Annotated in this window: 16 protein-coding genes; 10 read left to right on the top strand and 6 right to left on the bottom strand. The window is 63.1% G+C overall.

Going from position 1 to position 14,583, the window contains the following annotated elements:
* The first annotated feature begins 98 nt into the window (after window positions 1–98).
* The 9 genes from guaB (at window position 99) to ACCQ08_RS14665 (ending at window position 7,406) form a co-directional block, all read left to right on the top strand.
* Window positions 99–1,574, top strand: coding sequence for an IMP dehydrogenase (guaB, locus tag ACCQ08_RS14705; RefSeq protein ID WP_239811726.1), 1,476 nt, complete (start codon window positions 99–101; stop codon window positions 1,572–1,574).
* A 59-nt stretch (window positions 1,575–1,633) separates the two neighbouring features.
* A complete protein-coding gene (locus tag ACCQ08_RS14700) occupies window positions 1,634–2,092 on the top strand; it encodes a DIP1984 family protein (protein ID WP_373450218.1) in 459 nt (152 codons plus the stop codon).
* A gap of 379 nt (window positions 2,093–2,471) precedes the next feature.
* Entirely contained in the window at window positions 2,472–2,732 is a 261-nt protein-coding gene (locus ACCQ08_RS14695; RefSeq protein WP_230777299.1) for a type II toxin-antitoxin system Phd/YefM family antitoxin, read from the top strand.
* Window positions 2,729–3,175, top strand: coding sequence for a type II toxin-antitoxin system VapC family toxin (locus ACCQ08_RS14690; protein ID WP_239811728.1), 447 nt, complete (start codon window positions 2,729–2,731; stop codon window positions 3,173–3,175). Before ACCQ08_RS14695 ends, ACCQ08_RS14690 begins: the two co-directional genes overlap by 4 nt.
* Before the next feature lie 45 nt (window positions 3,176–3,220).
* Window positions 3,221–4,837 carry a glutamine-hydrolyzing GMP synthase gene (guaA, locus tag ACCQ08_RS14685; RefSeq protein WP_312462345.1) on the top strand — a complete coding sequence of 539 codons (1,617 nt, stop codon included), beginning with the start codon at window positions 3,221–3,223 and terminating at the stop codon, window positions 4,835–4,837.
* 301 nt (window positions 4,838–5,138) lie between these two features.
* Entirely contained in the window at window positions 5,139–6,395 is a 1,257-nt protein-coding gene (locus ACCQ08_RS14680; RefSeq protein WP_074923296.1) for a tyrosine-type recombinase/integrase, read from the top strand.
* 12 nt (window positions 6,396–6,407) lie between these two features.
* Window positions 6,408–6,602, top strand: coding sequence for a hypothetical protein (locus ACCQ08_RS14675; RefSeq protein ID WP_143044645.1), 195 nt, complete (start codon window positions 6,408–6,410; stop codon window positions 6,600–6,602).
* Window positions 6,602–6,877: a hypothetical protein gene (locus ACCQ08_RS14670; RefSeq protein ID WP_074923297.1), complete on the top strand. Its 276-nt coding sequence runs from the start codon at window positions 6,602–6,604 to the stop codon at window positions 6,875–6,877. The genes ACCQ08_RS14675 and ACCQ08_RS14670 overlap by 1 nt, the downstream gene beginning before the upstream one ends.
* Window positions 6,878–6,881: 4 nt before the next feature.
* On the top strand, window positions 6,882–7,406 hold the full coding sequence (locus ACCQ08_RS14665; RefSeq protein WP_074923298.1) for an AlpA family transcriptional regulator: 525 nt from the start codon (window positions 6,882–6,884) through the stop codon (window positions 7,404–7,406).
* A gap of 15 nt (window positions 7,407–7,421) precedes the next feature.
* Here the strand turns inward: ACCQ08_RS14665 and ACCQ08_RS14660 are convergent, their stop codons facing one another.
* The 4 genes from ACCQ08_RS14660 to ACCQ08_RS14645 all read right to left on the bottom strand — a co-directional run bounded on the left by ACCQ08_RS14660 (window position 7,422) and on the right by ACCQ08_RS14645 (window position 12,024).
* Window positions 7,422–7,805, bottom strand: coding sequence for an AlpA family transcriptional regulator (locus tag ACCQ08_RS14660; RefSeq protein WP_074923299.1), 384 nt, complete (start codon window positions 7,803–7,805; stop codon window positions 7,422–7,424).
* A gap of 108 nt (window positions 7,806–7,913) precedes the next feature.
* Window positions 7,914–9,317: a DUF6035 family protein gene (locus ACCQ08_RS14655; RefSeq protein WP_083393653.1), complete on the bottom strand. Its 1,404-nt coding sequence runs from the start codon at window positions 9,315–9,317 to the stop codon at window positions 7,914–7,916.
* A 2-nt stretch (window positions 9,318–9,319) separates the two neighbouring features.
* Window positions 9,320–10,291 carry a DUF2726 domain-containing protein gene (locus ACCQ08_RS14650; RefSeq protein ID WP_074923300.1) on the bottom strand — a complete coding sequence of 324 codons (972 nt, stop codon included), beginning with the start codon at window positions 10,289–10,291 and terminating at the stop codon, window positions 9,320–9,322.
* Window positions 10,288–12,024 carry a hypothetical protein gene (locus ACCQ08_RS14645; RefSeq protein ID WP_074923301.1) on the bottom strand — a complete coding sequence of 579 codons (1,737 nt, stop codon included), beginning with the start codon at window positions 12,022–12,024 and terminating at the stop codon, window positions 10,288–10,290. The genes ACCQ08_RS14650 and ACCQ08_RS14645 overlap by 4 nt, the downstream gene beginning before the upstream one ends.
* Window positions 12,025–12,666: 642 nt before the next feature.
* Here ACCQ08_RS14645 and ACCQ08_RS14640 point away from each other — a divergent pair.
* Window positions 12,667–13,017 carry a DUF2958 domain-containing protein gene (locus ACCQ08_RS14640; protein ID WP_074923302.1) on the top strand — a complete coding sequence of 117 codons (351 nt, stop codon included), beginning with the start codon at window positions 12,667–12,669 and terminating at the stop codon, window positions 13,015–13,017.
* Between the two features lie 142 nt (window positions 13,018–13,159).
* Here the strand turns inward: ACCQ08_RS14640 and ACCQ08_RS14635 are convergent, their stop codons facing one another.
* Both ACCQ08_RS14635 and ACCQ08_RS14630 read right to left on the bottom strand, forming a co-directional pair.
* Entirely contained in the window at window positions 13,160–13,372 is a 213-nt protein-coding gene (locus ACCQ08_RS14635; protein WP_143044646.1) for a hypothetical protein, read from the bottom strand.
* Window positions 13,373–13,374: 2 nt separating this feature from the next.
* Window positions 13,375–14,019 (bottom strand): hypothetical protein, encoded by a 645-nt coding sequence (locus tag ACCQ08_RS14630; RefSeq protein ID WP_143044651.1) that lies wholly within the window; start codon window positions 14,017–14,019, stop codon window positions 13,375–13,377.
* Window positions 14,020–14,583: the final 564 nt, after the last annotated feature.

Below are 14,583 nucleotides of genomic sequence, written 5' to 3'. Positions count from 1 at the left end.
TGGTTGGAGATAACAACCTGCGTTGGAGGGGCTGTCATACCGCCGCCCTGCAAGCTGCTTACAAAAGACGGTAGAATCCTTTTTTTGGAGCCTTCACAATGCGCCTGATCGGAAAAGCGCTCACCTTCGACGATGTGTTGCTGGTGCCCGCATACTCCCAAGTCCTGCCCAAGGACGTCTCTCTCGCCACCCAATTCACCCGCAATATCCGCCTGAACCTGCCCCTGGTGTCTGCCGCCATGGACACGGTCACGGAAGCCAGACTGGCGATTGCCATCGCCCAGGAGGGCGGTATTGGTGTGATCCACAAGAACATGACCGCCGAGCAGCAGGCTGCCGAGGTCTCCAAGGTCAAGCGCCATGAATCGGGCGTTGTGCACGACCCGGTGGTCATCACGCCGGAGCACACGGTGCTGCAGATCATGCAGCTGTCCGACGAACGCGGCATTTCCGGCTTCCCGGTCTGCGACGGCGGCAAGGTGGTGGGCATCGTGACCAGCCGCGATCTGCGCTTCGAGACCCGCTACGACGTCAAGGCGCGCGACATCATGACGCCGCGCGAGAAGCTGGTGACCGTCAACGAAAAGGACGACACCACGCCCGCCGCTGCCAAAGCCTTGCTCAACAAGCACAAGCTCGAGCGCATTCTGGTGGTGAACGATGCCTTTGAACTCAAGGGTCTGATCACCGTCAAGGACATCACCAAGCAAACCACCTTCCCCAATGCCGCCCGTGACCGCGCGGGCCGTCTGCGCGTGGCTGCAGCCGTGGGCGTGGGCGCTGGTACCGAAGAGCGCGTGGACCTGCTGGTCAAGGCCGGTGTCGACGCCCTGGTGGTGGATACGGCCCACGGCCACAGCCGTGGTGTGATCGAGCGCGTGCGCTGGGTCAAGCAAAACTACCCGCAAGTCGATGTGATCGGCGGCAACATCGCCACCGGCGCCGCAGCGCTGGCACTGGTCGAGGCGGGCGCGGATGCCGTCAAGGTCGGTATCGGCCCCGGCTCCATCTGCACCACCCGTATCGTGGCCGGTGTGGGCGTGCCCCAGATCATGGCTGTCGACAGCGTGGCCCAGGCGCTGCAAGGCACCGGCGTGCCCTTGATCGCTGACGGCGGCATCCGCTTCTCCGGCGATATCTCCAAGGCTCTGGCTGCTGGCGCATCCACCATCATGATGGGCGGCATGTTTGCCGGTACTGAAGAAGCCCCTGGCGAAGTGATCCTCTACCAAGGCCGCTCGTACAAGAGCTACCGTGGCATGGGCTCGATCGGTGCGATGCAGCAAGGCTCGGCCGACCGCTACTTCCAGGAATCGAGCACCGGCAACCCCAATGCCGACAAGCTGGTGCCCGAGGGCATTGAAGGCCGCGTGCCTTACAAGGGCTCAATGGTAGCCATCGTCTACCAGATGGCAGGCGGCGTGCGTGCGTCGATGGGCTACTGCGGTTGCGCATCGATTGCAGAGATGAACGAGAAGGCCGAGTTTGTGGAAATCACCGCAGCCGGTATCCGTGAATCGCATGTGCACGACGTGCAGATCACCAAAGAAGCGCCGAACTACCGCGCTGACTGATGGTCCAGAGAATGGCTGCCGCTGGCAGCCATTTTTTCGAACCCTGCGAAGGAATGCCGATGAAGCTTGCCGAAGCCCTGTTGCTCCGCGCCGACCACAAGAAAAAGCTGCTCTCCTTGCGTGAACGCATTGCGCGCAATGCCATCGTGCAGGAGGGCGAGCAGCCCAAGGAGCGGGTCGAAGACCTGCTGGCCGAGGCCACCTCGACCTTGCTGGCGCAGCAGCAGCTGGTGCGCGCCATCAACACCGCCAACGAGACGGCCCGTTTGGCCGATGGGCGTCTGCTGGCCGACATCCTGGCCGAGCGCGATACCCTGGTGGCCCAGCATTCGCTGCTGGTTGCCACCATCGCCGCCACCCACAAGGATGTGGACCGCTACAGCCAGCGCGAGATCAAATGGCTGCCGCAGATCAACGTGGCCAGCTTGCAAAAGCAGGCCGATGACCTGTCGCGCCGCATCCGCGAGACCAATGTGGTGCTGCAATCGGCCAATTGGCAGGTCGAGGTGGCGGCCTAACCGTTCAAGGATTCAACAAGGGATGATCAGCTAGTTTTTGGAGCGCCACGGGCGAGTGCAAAGACCCCGGCCGGGAGCCAGGGGGTTGAAAACATACTGGGTCCCTCTGGATGCGCGGAGGACAGCGCAAACGTGCTCAATACACGGCTTACCCATCAGCCCGTCACCCCGCACCCGGTACTTTTGACAGCGTATACCTCACTACCTTGCACTGACGCGGCGCTCCTCCCTCGTGTAACACCAGCCCGTGCTGCGCTGTCGCGCCACAAGAGGCCACAGCCAAAACCCCTTCAATTCTGGTCTGTTGGCATAAAACTGGTCTGAATGATAGAATCTGGTCTGAATTGATGTTCAGGCCAGATTTTTGTCACCTACTTCCATGCACAGCGTCGGTATCTACGAAGCCAAAACCCGTTTTTCAGCGCTGGTCGAGTTGGTCGAGCAGGGCGAGGAAGTGCGCATCACGCGCCACGGCAAAGAAGTGGTGCGCATGCTGCCGATGCGGCGCAAGCCGGTGATCACCGACGAGCAGATCGCCCGTGAGCTGGCGCAGATCGAGGCCTTGCAGGCCAGCATTGCGCCGCCGCCCGAGGCAGATTCGGTGCCCCAGTTGCGCCGCCGCGGCAGGAGCGCTGCATGAGCGCCGCCTTCAGCGCCTTTGTGCTCGATGCCTCGGTCACTGCAGCCTGGCTGCTGCCCGAGGCGGCGAGCAGCCATACCCAGCGCCTCTACGCCCGCATTCGCCGCCATGAGGTGGACCCGCAAGCGCCCAACCTGTGGTTCTGGGAATGCAGCAACCTGGTGGCCACCGGCGCCAACAGCGGCCGTATCCCGCTGGGCAGCGTCGAAGGCCTCTGGGGCGTGCTCGACGCCATACGCCACAGGGTGGAGCTGCATGAGCTGGCTCCTGCCCAGCACAAGGCCGTGCTCGATGTGGCGCTGGCCACTGGCCTGCCGGTCTACGATGCCGCCTATCTGTGGCTCGCGCAGTCGCTGCGCCTGCCATTGGCCAGTTTTGATGCCGCGCAGGTGGCAGCGGCCCGGCAATGCGGAATCACCGTGCTGGCCGCCGACGATTTTTGACCCATCACCCCCGTTTTTTCTCCATCCAAACCCAACGATCCTGCTATGCAACACGACAAGATCCTCATCCTTGACTTTGGCTCCCAAGTCACCCAACTGATCGCCCGCCGCGTGCGCGAAGCCCATGTCTACTGCGAAGTGCATCCCTGCGATGTGAGCAGCGAATGGGTGCGCGAGTTTGCCGCTGACGGCAAGCTCAAGGGCGTGATCCTGTCCGGCAGCCACGCCAGCGTCTACGAAGTGGACGACCGCGCGCCGGATGCCGTTTTCGAGCTGGGCATTCCCGTGCTGGGCATCTGCTACGGCATGCAGACCATGGCCACCCAACTGGGCGGCAAGGTTGAAGGCTCCAACAGCCGCGAGTTTGGCTACGCCGAAGTGCGCGCCCATGGCCACACCGAACTGCTCAAGGGCATCGAGGACTTCGTCACCCCCGAAGGCCACGGCATGCTCAAGGTCTGGATGAGCCACGGCGACAAGGTCACCGAACTGCCCCCAGGCTTCAAGGTGATGGCGTCCACGCCATCCTGCCCGATCGCCGGCATGGCCGACGAAGCGCGCCGCTACTACGCGGTGCAGTTCCACCCTGAGGTAACGCACACCGTGCAAGGCCAGGCCTTGCTCAACCGTTTTGTGCTCGACATCTGCGCCACCCAGGCCGACTGGATCATGGGTGACTACATCGAAGAAGCGGTTGCCAAGATCCGCGAGCAAGTCGGTGACGAAGAGGTGATTCTGGGCCTGTCCGGCGGCGTGGATTCGTCCGTCGCTGCCGCGCTGATCCACCGCGCGATTGGCGACCAGCTGACCTGCGTGTTTGTGGACCACGGCCTGCTGCGCCTCAACGAAGGCGACATGGTCATGGAGATGTTCGAAGGCAAGCTCCACGCCAAGGTCATCCGCGTGGATGCCTCGGACCTGTTCCTGGGCAAGCTCGCTGGGGTGAGCGATCCCGAAGCCAAGCGCAAGATCATCGGCGGCCTGTTTGTCGACGTGTTCAAGGCCGAGGCCGCCAAGCTCAAGGCTGGCGACGGCGGCCACAAGGGCGCCACCTTCCTGGCCCAGGGCACCATCTACCCCGACGTGATCGAGTCGGGCGGTGCCAAGAGCAAGAAGGCCGTCACCATCAAGAGCCACCACAACGTGGGCGGCCTGCCAGAGCAACTGGGCCTGAAGCTGCTCGAGCCGCTGCGTGACCTGTTCAAGGACGAAGTGCGCGAGTTGGGCGTGGCCCTGGGCCTGCCCCGTGGCATGGTCTACCGCCATCCGTTCCCCGGACCGGGCCTGGGTGTGCGTATCCTCGGTGAAGTGAAAAAGGAATACGCCGACCTGCTGCGCCGCGCCGACGCCATCTTCATCGAAGAGCTGAACAACTGGGTGGACGACGCCACCGGCAAGACCTGGTACGACCTGACCAGCCAGGCCTTCACCGTCTTCCTGCCGGTCAAGAGCGTGGGCGTCATGGGCGATGGCCGCACCTACGACTACGTCGTGGCGCTGCGCGCCGTGCAGACCAGTGACTTCATGACCGCCGACTGGGCGGAACTGCCTTACGGTCTGCTCAAGCGTGTCTCGAACCGGATCATCAATGAAGTGCGCGGGATCAATCGCGTTACTTATGATGTGTCGAGCAAGCCGCCTGCGACGATCGAGTGGGAGTGAATTTAGGTCCTTCAAGGACTATCGCCAGCTATCGACAAGGCCGCTGTAACGTGTTGATTTAAAAAGAAATACGTCGCGGTAACTATCGATGGCTATCGCCGACCAGCAAAAACGGTTGACGGTAGAGCTGACGGTAAGAATTGATGCGCAATTAAGACACTCTCGTTCACTATTGAGACTTTTACCGTCTTTGACGGTAAAAGCCTTCTCGGGAAAGCTTGTTTCATGCGGCTTTCCGGGCATCAGCGGGTCTCCTGGTCCCTGACGGTAAAAGCCGTCAAAAAAACAGGAGAAAACCTCGATGCTGACCGACACAGCGCTGCGCAATCTGAAGCCTAAGTCCTTGACTTATAAGGTTTCTGACCGGGATGGGATGTACGTGACGGTATCGCCCGCAAATACCGTCACCTTCCGATACGACTACCGTCTCAACGGCCGCCGCGAGACCTTGACCATCGGCCGCTACGGGCCAGCTGGTATTTCGCTGGCAATGGCGCGCGAACTGCTCCTGGAGGCGCGCAAAGCCGTTCTCCAGGGCATCTCGCCCGCGCTGGAAAAGCAACGCGACAAGCGCCGGGTTCGCGCCATCAAGACCTTCGGCGCGGCGATGGAGACGTTCCTCGCCCATACGAGGTGGGCCGACAGCACCCGCGCCGCGCGCATGCACATCATCGACCGGGACATCCTGCCGGTCTTCCAGAATCGCCTGCTGACCGAAATCCAAGCCGAAGACCTGCGGATCTTGTGCAACAAGGTCAAGGAGCGCGGGGCGCCGGCCACCGCGGTGCAGATCCGGGACATCGTGAAGCAGGTCTACGTCTACGCGATCGCCCACGGCGAAAAGGTGGTCAACCCGGCCGACAGCGTGGGACCGTCCTCGATCGCCACCTTCGTGCCGAAGGATCGTGCCCTGTCGCCGCTGGAAATCCGGCTGACGGTGCAGCAACTGGAGACGGTGGCGACCTATCCGACCATCAAGCTGGCGTTGCGCCTGATCCTGCTGACGCTGGTGCGCAAGAGCGAACTGATCCAGGCCACCTGGGATGAGGTCGATTTCGAGAACGCGACGTGGACGATTCCGAAGCAGCGGATGAAGGGGCGCAATCCGCATGTGGTCTATCTGTCACGCCAGGCGCTCGACATCTTCGTCACGCTGCACGCGTGCGCCGCAGGCTCCAGCTTCGTCTTTCCTTCTCGCTATGATCCACGGCGGTGCATGTCCAATGCGACCTTGAATCGCATCACGATGCTCGTGGCAGAAGGCGCTAAGGCCAAGGGTCTGCCGCTGCAGCCATTCACCGTCCACGACCTGCGCCGCACTGGCTCGACGCTGCTGAACGAAATCGGCTTCAACCGCGACTGGATCGAGAAGTGCTTGGCGCACGAGGAGGGGCGTTCCTCGCGCTCGGTCTACAACAAGGCCGAATACGCCGTGCAGCGGCGCCACATGCTGCAAGAGTGGGCCCACTTGGTCGATGCCTGGGGCGGTGGGCAGACCTACGTGCCGAAGCTGATGCCAGAGAACGTGACCGTGCCAGCGTTGAGCGCGATCGCGTAGGAGGGCCGCATCATGGTTTGCCTTGAATCGGTCTTTGCCGGGCTGCGTCAGGTTTATTGTTTTGAGAAAACGATCACTCAGAGTGATCGAAAACCTGGAAATTTGAACTTCCTGATGGCCGAGCCGCGCGGTATGCGGGTCAATCCTGCCGAGATAAGGTTGTCACTTGACAACCTTATGGCTTGTGCTGATACTGGAGGCTACTGATGGTTCGCCCCTCTCATCCCAAGAAAGAGGTCGAGGAAGCCCTCAGACACGCCGAAGGGCAGGGCTGGCGCGTCGAAGTCGGCGGCAGTCATGCCTGGGGGCGAATTTACTGCCCGTATAACGATGAGGAATGCCGCTGCGGCGAGTTCTGCATCACCAGTGTCTGGAGCACGCCGAAGAACCCCGGCAACCACGCCCGCGCCTTGCGGCGCGTCGTGGACAACTGCACCACGCACCGCCAGCAGCGCGAGGCTGACGACGGTGCCCAGGAGTAGCGCGATGGAATACACGTTCACCTTGAAATACCAGCTTGCGGACGAGGACCGCGACGCCGATGCGCTGGTCGAGCGTCTGGGCGAAGCCGGTTGCGACGATGCCCTGGTCGGTATCGGGCAACCGGGGCGGCTGGCGCTGGAGTTCACCCGCGAGGCGGCCGATGCGGACGAGGCGGTGCGCAGCGCGCTCGCCGACGTGCGCCATGCTGCACCGTCAGCCCGGCTGATCGAAGTGGCGCCGGATCTGGTCGGGCTGACCGACGTGGCCGACATCGTGGGCGTGTCGCGGCAGAACATGCGCAAGCTGATGCTGGCCCATCCGGGCAGCTTTCCGGCGCCCGTGCACGAGGGCAGCGCGTCGATCTGGCACCTGGCAGATGTGCTGGCCTGGTTGCAGGCCAAGGGCAGCTATGCGCTGGCCAAGGATGTGTTTGACGTGGCTCGGGTGGCCTTGCAGGTCAATGTGGCGAAGGAGGGGCGGCGGTTACCGCGCTCGGCGTCCAAGGCACTGGAAGCTCTGGTTGGATGAGGCCGTTGCCCAGCCTCATGTCTTGCTCGAACTCGCTCGGACTGGGCGGGTTTTTCGCTGGTGGACATCTGGCCTGGTGGTGCGGCCGCGAGGTGCCTGCTTTCGCTCTTCGACCCACGCCTCGACTTCGGCCAGGTCCCACACCACGCAGCGCGCCGTCAGGTTGAAGCGGCGTGGGAATTCGCCGCGGCGTTCCATTTCGTAGATCGTCGTTTCGGCCAGGGGGACGATCTGCCGCAGTTCCTGGCGGCGGATGGTGCGCCGGAAGGGAAGGGCGCTGCGCTTCGGAAACTGCGGCAGTGCCTCATAACCTTCCGTGCCCGGCAAGGGGAGGGCCTGGCCGGCGTCGATGTCGGCGGTATTGGATGTTTGCGATAGTTGTTCCACCCTGGACTCCATGAGTACGCTGCATGGAGATATGGTGAATTTCAGTACCTATCGGCACAACCTGCTGTGGCGCAGAAGGGCATAGTACGTCTACACCTTCGCGCATCAGCAGGCACCCGCTCAGGGCAAAGGCAGGAGCTCCGGGAACAGGAGCGACACCATCGGCTGGAGTTCTCGCGCGGGCTCGAACGGGGCTGGGTCAGTGTCGTATTCCGTGCGAAGCTCGCCGTACCGCTTCTGCCAAAGCCCGTGCTGTCCCTCGGCCTTCATTGATTCGAGTCGCCCATACTTGCGCACCGCGTGCATGAACCATTTGAGGTGGTCCTTCTCGCTGTTGGCGACACGATGCGCCACTTCGACCAGATGCTTGTGCTTCTGGCCCCACGGACGGTTGTTCTTCGCCGAATAGAGACAGGTCAGCAGCGGCCTGTCAAATTCACCAAGGTACTGTGGCAGTTCGACATCGAACTGCTTGAAGCGCCTGCGGAACGTGGACCATTGTGTGGAGGCCTCTGGGCCATAGTAGCCGGTAGCCCCCATCCAGGCCTCGAAGTCGTTGCGCAGCAATTGCTTCTCGGATTCGACCTCTGCCTCAAGTTGTCGCTTCGCTGTCTCGTAGTCGAAGTGGTATGCCTGTTGGGTCTTCGGGTCAAGCCGCAGTTCGTGGAAGGGCACGACACGGCGATATAGGCCTGAATGGCCACCACCCTTGACAGGCTGTGCCCAGATGCAGTCCAGCAGGAACTCCTTCGCTTCGAGCGACGCTTCAACCGTCTTGGCGTTGACGACGAAGGCGTTCAGGTTGTTGTTGTAGAAGACATCGTCATCGGTCATGCGCCGGTGCTCGGTGTCGAACTCGGCGAACAGCCAGACCAGCAGCCCGCCTTCCTGCATGTAGAAGTCGCGCCGCGCGGCGATGACATCCAGATGCGTCGTGGACAGCTGGATTTCGAAGGCGATGGGCAGCCCGTTGTATACGGCTCTGACATCCGGTCGCCGGCGGCTGCCGGTCAGCGGGCCCTTCCAGGTGGGCTCTTGGGCAATGTCTTCGAACCGGCCATCCACCGCCAGGCACTGGCAGAGCCAGTCCTTCATCCGGCGGTGTAGCCTGCTTTCCTTGGCGCCGTTGTACTTGCGGGCGTTGATCTCATCCTGGCTCAACTCGCCCTTGGTCTGCGCGGGGCAGCTTCCATCCTCGTGCTGGTGCCGGAAGAAGAACTTTGGTTTGTCCTTGGCGCGGCAGATGTGGACCGCGACGCCGCACAGCGAGCACCGGTAGAGCGGATCGCTTTTGCGCATCTGAGTGCGAACCGCCATGCGCAGCTGCATGAGCTTCTCGTAGTCGGTGCCCATCACGACCGACACAGGCAGATGCCTGCCCGTTTCGGTATCCATCACCTCCTTGACCTCGGGCTTGTCGAGCGCAAGCGGCTCGCCTGGAATGGGCCGCTCCTGCGCCCGCCGCCGGGCAGGCCGCAGGCGGGCGTCGCTCTCATGCTGAAACGGGGAGATTCCTTCTTCCATGCCTATCCCCGAGCCATGCTTGCAGGCGCTGTGCGTGTGGCCGACTCCGCCGGCACCAGGAAGTCGTGAGTCCTTCTCGGCCGCATGCGCCGTGGCCTGAGCGCATCCAGTGTCTTGGACTCCGCCATCAGCAGGTCGTAGAAGTCTTCCGCCCGCACCGCCTTCTCGTCGTCCGCCCTGATACGCACCAGGGGCAGTCCGGCGAGCCTGAAAAGCATGTTCTTCAGCTCGTCGCGCTCGGCCGCTTCCTCGGTGTCGTGGTGCATGGAGTCCAGCTCGATGCCGGCAACCGGGTCTTCGTCGGCGGTGCACAGCAGGACATCCACCTGCGCCAGCCACGCGTATTGGCGGACCCGCGCCGGAACGGTCGCCTCAAGCTTGTCGATGTCGATGAAGTTCTTCAACGGCATGTTGGGATAGGCCTGCAGCGACGGGAAGAATTGGCGGACTGCGCGCAGGAACTCGCGCTCCTGCTGGCTGGCACAGGCGTTGCGGCGGAAGTCGAAGGCGTCGACCGCAGCCCAGGTGCCGAAGGTGAAGGCGCTGACGACAGCAATCCGCTTCATCTCTGTCGCGGCCACCCGCTGGCCACCTGGCATCGAGGGCGGCGACCACTGCACGGCCTTCGGCCTGACATCCTCCTTGGTGACCAGCGGCGGCACCGGCGTGACCGTCGCCGGCTCTACCTCGCGGATGGCATCGTCGATGCGCAAGTTGATGGCGACCAGGAGGTCGTTCTCCACGAGCACTAACTGACCGGAGCGCACCATGCGGTAGAGCCGGGCCAGGACGGCGGGCGGCAGGCGTTCTTCCTGGAACGCCGTGCGCAGCAGCGGCGGGAACACCCGCTGGGTCAAGGCGGTGACCACCGGCTCGAACGGGTGCTGCTGGCGGTAGGCCTCCAAGGCGGTCAGGAAGCCGTCAATGTCGCGGGCTTCGAGGAGCACGCGCAGGTTCTCGGCTGCCGGCGTCATTGCGCAGCTCCTTCGCGCTCGTAGCGCACGAGCAGCGCGTGTGCGAACGCCCACGGCCAGGTCTTCACCCCCGGTACTTCGGGCAGCAGGCCCTTGGTCGAAATGAGGTGCGGCGACACCGCCACGTACAGCCGCATGCCCAGGGCCTCCGCGGACATGCGCAGCTCCTGGGCATCGTTGGCATACACTAGGTACGGCAGTTCGTCCTTCATGGGCAGCGCCCCGGCCGCGACCATCTTGTGCACCTGCAGCGCGCTGGCGAACTCATCGATGGCCTTGTGCACGTCGGCCGCAGTCTGCGTGTCGAGGTCCTTCGGCTTGACGTAGCGGACAGCATCCACGCGCGGTAGCAGGCTGTACAGCAGCTTGTCGTTCGTGACGAGTGCCATCTCGGCCAGCGTTGGCCAGGCGAACACCTTGTTCGGCTCTTCGACTTTCAGATCCTCCAGCATCTGCATCACGAAGCCCACTGGCAGGGCGGCCTTCATCGGCAGCGGCTCGGCGCCGAACTTCTCGATGTAGCCCTCCCAGGTCAGGCCAGCCTCATTCAGCATGCGCAGCAGCCGGTGCAGATCGACACGCCAGGTCTCCAGCGGCCCGCCCAGATAGTCGACGCGCTTGGTCATGTCGTGGTGGCGGAAGCCGCCGTCGTGGAGGCGACGGGCGAGCTTGTAGCGACGCAGCAGCCGCTCGCAGTCCGGGATGCCGAGCTGCCGGTTGACGCGCCCCGGCACGAATTCGTTGGGCTTCAACGTTTCCAGCGCCCACACATAGCGCTCGCCATTGACGAACCAGGCCCCCACACCCTCTTGCGGGATGTGCACATCGATGGAAGCCGGCTTGCGCGCGGTCTGGTCGTCGCGCAGCGACAGCTCCAACTGGTGCCAGCAGGTCAGCTCGTCGCCACGGGCGATTTCGTAGCCGCTGTGCGGGTCGTCTTCATCCGGCTCCCGCAGCAGCACCAGTTCCGAATTCACGACATCGCCAGCAGCCACGGCGTTGACGTCGCCGGCCCGGTCATGGGAGTTGGCGCACAGGTAGAGCGTGGCGTAGCCGTCCAGCACGGCCTTGCCGGTCTCTTCCAGGTGCCGGCGCAGCTTCTCCAGCGCGGCCGGCGCTTCGGCGAGCCAGTCCTGGTCATCGTCGGACACTGGTCCAACGCCAGCTACCGTCCACAGCTCGTTGCGGCCCGGGGCAGCACCTTCACCTTGCTTGGGCGCCGGAACCGTGAAGCGCAGCGAGCGACCCGTGAAGTTCATCGCCAGCACGCCCAGTGGCAACTGGCCACTGGCATGCAGTTTGTCTGCCCAGACGCGCAGCTCTACGGCGAGCTCGCTCCAGGACGCGAACTCGGACCGCCGCATCTGGGGGCCGCTCTCGATGACCTCGAAGCGCAGGCGCGCAACTGCCGCCTCGTCATCGGTGTGCCAACTGGCGTGGCCGTTCAGCCGGGCGGCAGCATGCAGGGCGTTCACGTGCTTGAGCGCGATGCGCCGCTCTTGCAGCGCCTTGCGCAAACGCTTGGCGAGCGTCTTGTGATCCTCGCGTGGGTCGATGCGCAGCGACTGGACAACCTCGAGCGCCTGGTCGAAGGTGAAGCGTGGTGCCTGGGCCTGGAGAAAGGTCCAGAGAGCACCGGCGCGTGCTTCGTCGGTCAGCGGCGCCGCCGAAGCAGCAGAGGGGGAAGGGAATGCGGCCGTGGCGGCCGAAGAACCCGAAGTGGGCGTTGCCATGGATTGAGCTCCGTCATGGAAAGCACAATGAAGAACGGCACGCGTTGTTCGGCTTTCCGGGACTCAAACCAAGCCGGGAAAATGAAGGGGGTACTTCACGCTGGTTTTGCCAGGCCGGACAGGTGTCCGGTGCGTGCACTGACGGGAGCAACTCACCCACGGTTCGGCTGAACCGCGATTGAATCGTAACCAGATTTACGCAGAGACGTCAAGTTGCTATGGCGGTAGGTCCCGTCAAGGCCCTTCTCGACTCCAAGAGGTTGCCCTTTGAAATCTGGGCGTTTCCGGCCAGGAAACATGGCCGGTCGTGCTGTCGTGCGCATAGCGCATCGTGCCCCCTGTGGGGTCTCGCCCGTGACGGGCTTCCATCGCTCCCTCGCTCCGCTCGGCTGATGCCTCCGGCCCGGCGTTCAGCTTGGGGCCTGCGCGCTTCGCTTGCCAATACCGGGGCGGGTATGGCTGGGGGTGGGGTGTGGCGGCTTGCTGTTCCCTTCATCGTGTCACGGCGTGCTCGCTGTGCAAGGGCGGCGCGTGCCTTGCACGCTGGCGGCCTGCGGCCGTCGTTGACCCTTGACTGCTTGCGCTGCGCAGTGCCCCGGAAGGGCTGGGCAATTCCGCCCGGCAACCTTTCAGGAGTTCACCATGAACCACGCACTCATCACCGACGAGCAGCGCGTCGTGCTGCTGGCCAACGGCCGCGAATCGCTGGAGAACCCGGACTTCGATCCGGCGCCTGTGGTCAAGCTGTTCACGCCTGACGCTGGCGCGACCTGGCTGCTGACCGAGATTGATCCCGATGACCACGACCATGCCTTTGGTCTTTGTGACCTGGGCCTGGGGATGCCGAAAATCGGCTGGGTCAGCCTGGGCGAACTGGCGACGGTGCGCGGCGGGCTGGGCTTGCCGATCGAGCGCGACTTGTCGTTTCGCGCCGAGAAGCGATTGAGCGCCTATGCGCGCGATGCGCGGCTGGCCGGACGTGTCGTTGTCTGACTCGGCCTTGGGGCGTCGTCGGACGCCCCTTCACACGCGCCCGCGCCGCGTGATAACTGCGCGCAGGCTTGGCGCCCCTGAATACTGCCGACCCGGCAGCGCCGGATCGGCTGGCCAGCCAGCATTGAGCGACACGCCGGGCTCATCCTAGCAAAAAGGCTGCCCACCCACGCCACGGCACCGAGACACCCGTGACCGCGAGCACGATCACGATGGCCACCTTGCGTACATCGCGCGCAACCAGGGCAAGCAGTCGGGCGCGGTCGTCTTTGAATTCGCAGTACGGCGCAGCCGCCCATCGAGCCCATCGACCGAACAAGCTGCTTTCTTCTGGAGGATCTTTGATACGGGACATCATCATTCCTCTCTCACCCTCGAACGAGTCCTTGACTTGGGCTTTGCGGAGGCACTGGCCGTCTTGGTCGATGCGTCCGCAGAAGCGGCAGGGCTCTTGGCAGTCTTCGGCGCTTTCGCAGCGGCCTTCACTTCGGCCTTCTTGAGATCCTCCAGGTAGTTGTCATAGTCCGTGATGTCGTCCTGCGCGCCGATGTCGATCAAGCGATCCCGGAAGCGTCCATAGAGAACCGTCTGCACTTTGTCCGCTCGCCTCAGCTTTTCGATGCCCACGTTGGGGTTGAGCAGCAGTACGTAGTGGAAGTCACCGGTAGGCCCCTTCTTTGCCTCGATGAACCCCAGATCGCGCAGCGCGCGCATACGACGGCGCCAGGTATCAACCGCACGCTCACCATCGAAGCCCGCTTCAGCGGCGAAGGTGGCCGGGGCCTCAATCGTGAGAAAAGGGTGGTCAGGTGCGCGAATCCACAGGCACAGCAGCGTGTGCCCCGCAGGCTGTCCCTTGGATTGAGCGTCGATGGCCTGTATCGCCAGTGGCAGTGTGCGGGGGATCGTTGAGTAGCCATCATTCAGTTTGCGGTGCCAGAGCAGCGCATCCGGGTGGCCGGGGAACTGGATGTCCATCTGCTGCTTGGCGCGCTCGGCCATGTTGAGCCGCCGGTTCGCGATTGCTTCTGCGTTGCCATGTCAGTCCTTTGAGTATTTTTGATGGACCTATTGGACGCTCGAATCCGCGCAACTTCAATGATTGAATACGCTGAACATCACACGGTTCGGTTTGAGTCTATCGCCATCAAGTACCTATCAAATAAGCTGAATCACGTAATTTGATAGATTGAGATTGCATGATTCCGCAGAAATTTCTCAGAAAAACACTTATAAATCAACGTGTTATTTAGAAGTTTCGGTGCTCCTCGTCCTCCTGTTTATCCCTGTGCTCTCTGTGCTCTCCGTTCTCCCGGGTAATGGTTGTAGGAAAAGGGGCTCAAAGCTGCCTGCGACGGCTCGGTCAGACGGCACCTGCAATCACTGATCCGCTACCCCGTGGGCACGGGTTCGTCGTGACTCTGTTGCTCATTCCACGCTGAAACCTGGGCGTCCCCGGCCACCTGAGAGATGGCCGGTCGCGCTGTCGTGCTGCGCATCGAACCCCCTACGGGGTTTCGCCCCTGCCGGGCTTCCATCGTTCCCTCGCTCCGCTCGGCTGGCGCC

The organism is Comamonas sp. SY3 (genome assembly GCF_041730275.1).
Classification (GTDB): domain Bacteria; phylum Pseudomonadota; class Gammaproteobacteria; order Burkholderiales; family Burkholderiaceae_C; genus Comamonas; species Comamonas sediminis.
The sequence above is the reverse complement of the archived record's forward strand: the minus strand, read 5'-3'. Positions and strand labels throughout refer to the sequence as shown.

Bases quoted from the DNA above. Each gene is read 5' to 3' on its own strand.
- guaB (WP_239811726.1), top strand. From the start codon at position 99: ATGCGCCTGATCGGAAAAGCGCTCACCTTCGACGATGTGTTGCTGGTG.
- ACCQ08_RS14700 (WP_373450218.1), top strand. From the start codon at position 1,634: ATGAAGCTTGCCGAAGCCCTGTTGCTCCGCGCCGACCACAAGAAAAAG.
- ACCQ08_RS14695 (WP_230777299.1), top strand. From the start codon at position 2,472: ATGCACAGCGTCGGTATCTACGAAGCCAAAACCCGTTTTTCAGCGCTG.
- ACCQ08_RS14690 (WP_239811728.1), top strand. From the start codon at position 2,729: ATGAGCGCCGCCTTCAGCGCCTTTGTGCTCGATGCCTCGGTCACTGCA.
- guaA (WP_312462345.1), top strand. From the start codon at position 3,221: ATGCAACACGACAAGATCCTCATCCTTGACTTTGGCTCCCAAGTCACC.
- ACCQ08_RS14680 (WP_074923296.1), top strand. From the start codon at position 5,139: ATGCTGACCGACACAGCGCTGCGCAATCTGAAGCCTAAGTCCTTGACT.
- ACCQ08_RS14675 (WP_143044645.1), top strand. From the start codon at position 6,408: ATGGTTTGCCTTGAATCGGTCTTTGCCGGGCTGCGTCAGGTTTATTGT.
- ACCQ08_RS14670 (WP_074923297.1), top strand. From the start codon at position 6,602: ATGGTTCGCCCCTCTCATCCCAAGAAAGAGGTCGAGGAAGCCCTCAGA.
- ACCQ08_RS14665 (WP_074923298.1), top strand. From the start codon at position 6,882: ATGGAATACACGTTCACCTTGAAATACCAGCTTGCGGACGAGGACCGC.
- ACCQ08_RS14660 (WP_074923299.1), bottom strand. From the start codon at position 7,805: ATGGAGTCCAGGGTGGAACAACTATCGCAAACATCCAATACCGCCGAC.
- ACCQ08_RS14655 (WP_083393653.1), bottom strand. From the start codon at position 9,317: ATGGAAGAAGGAATCTCCCCGTTTCAGCATGAGAGCGACGCCCGCCTG.
- ACCQ08_RS14650 (WP_074923300.1), bottom strand. From the start codon at position 10,291: ATGACGCCGGCAGCCGAGAACCTGCGCGTGCTCCTCGAAGCCCGCGAC.
- ACCQ08_RS14645 (WP_074923301.1), bottom strand. From the start codon at position 12,024: ATGGCAACGCCCACTTCGGGTTCTTCGGCCGCCACGGCCGCATTCCCT.
- ACCQ08_RS14640 (WP_074923302.1), top strand. From the start codon at position 12,667: ATGAACCACGCACTCATCACCGACGAGCAGCGCGTCGTGCTGCTGGCC.
- ACCQ08_RS14635 (WP_143044646.1), bottom strand. From the start codon at position 13,372: ATGTCCCGTATCAAAGATCCTCCAGAAGAAAGCAGCTTGTTCGGTCGA.
- ACCQ08_RS14630 (WP_143044651.1), bottom strand. From the start codon at position 14,019: ATGGCCGAGCGCGCCAAGCAGCAGATGGACATCCAGTTCCCCGGCCAC.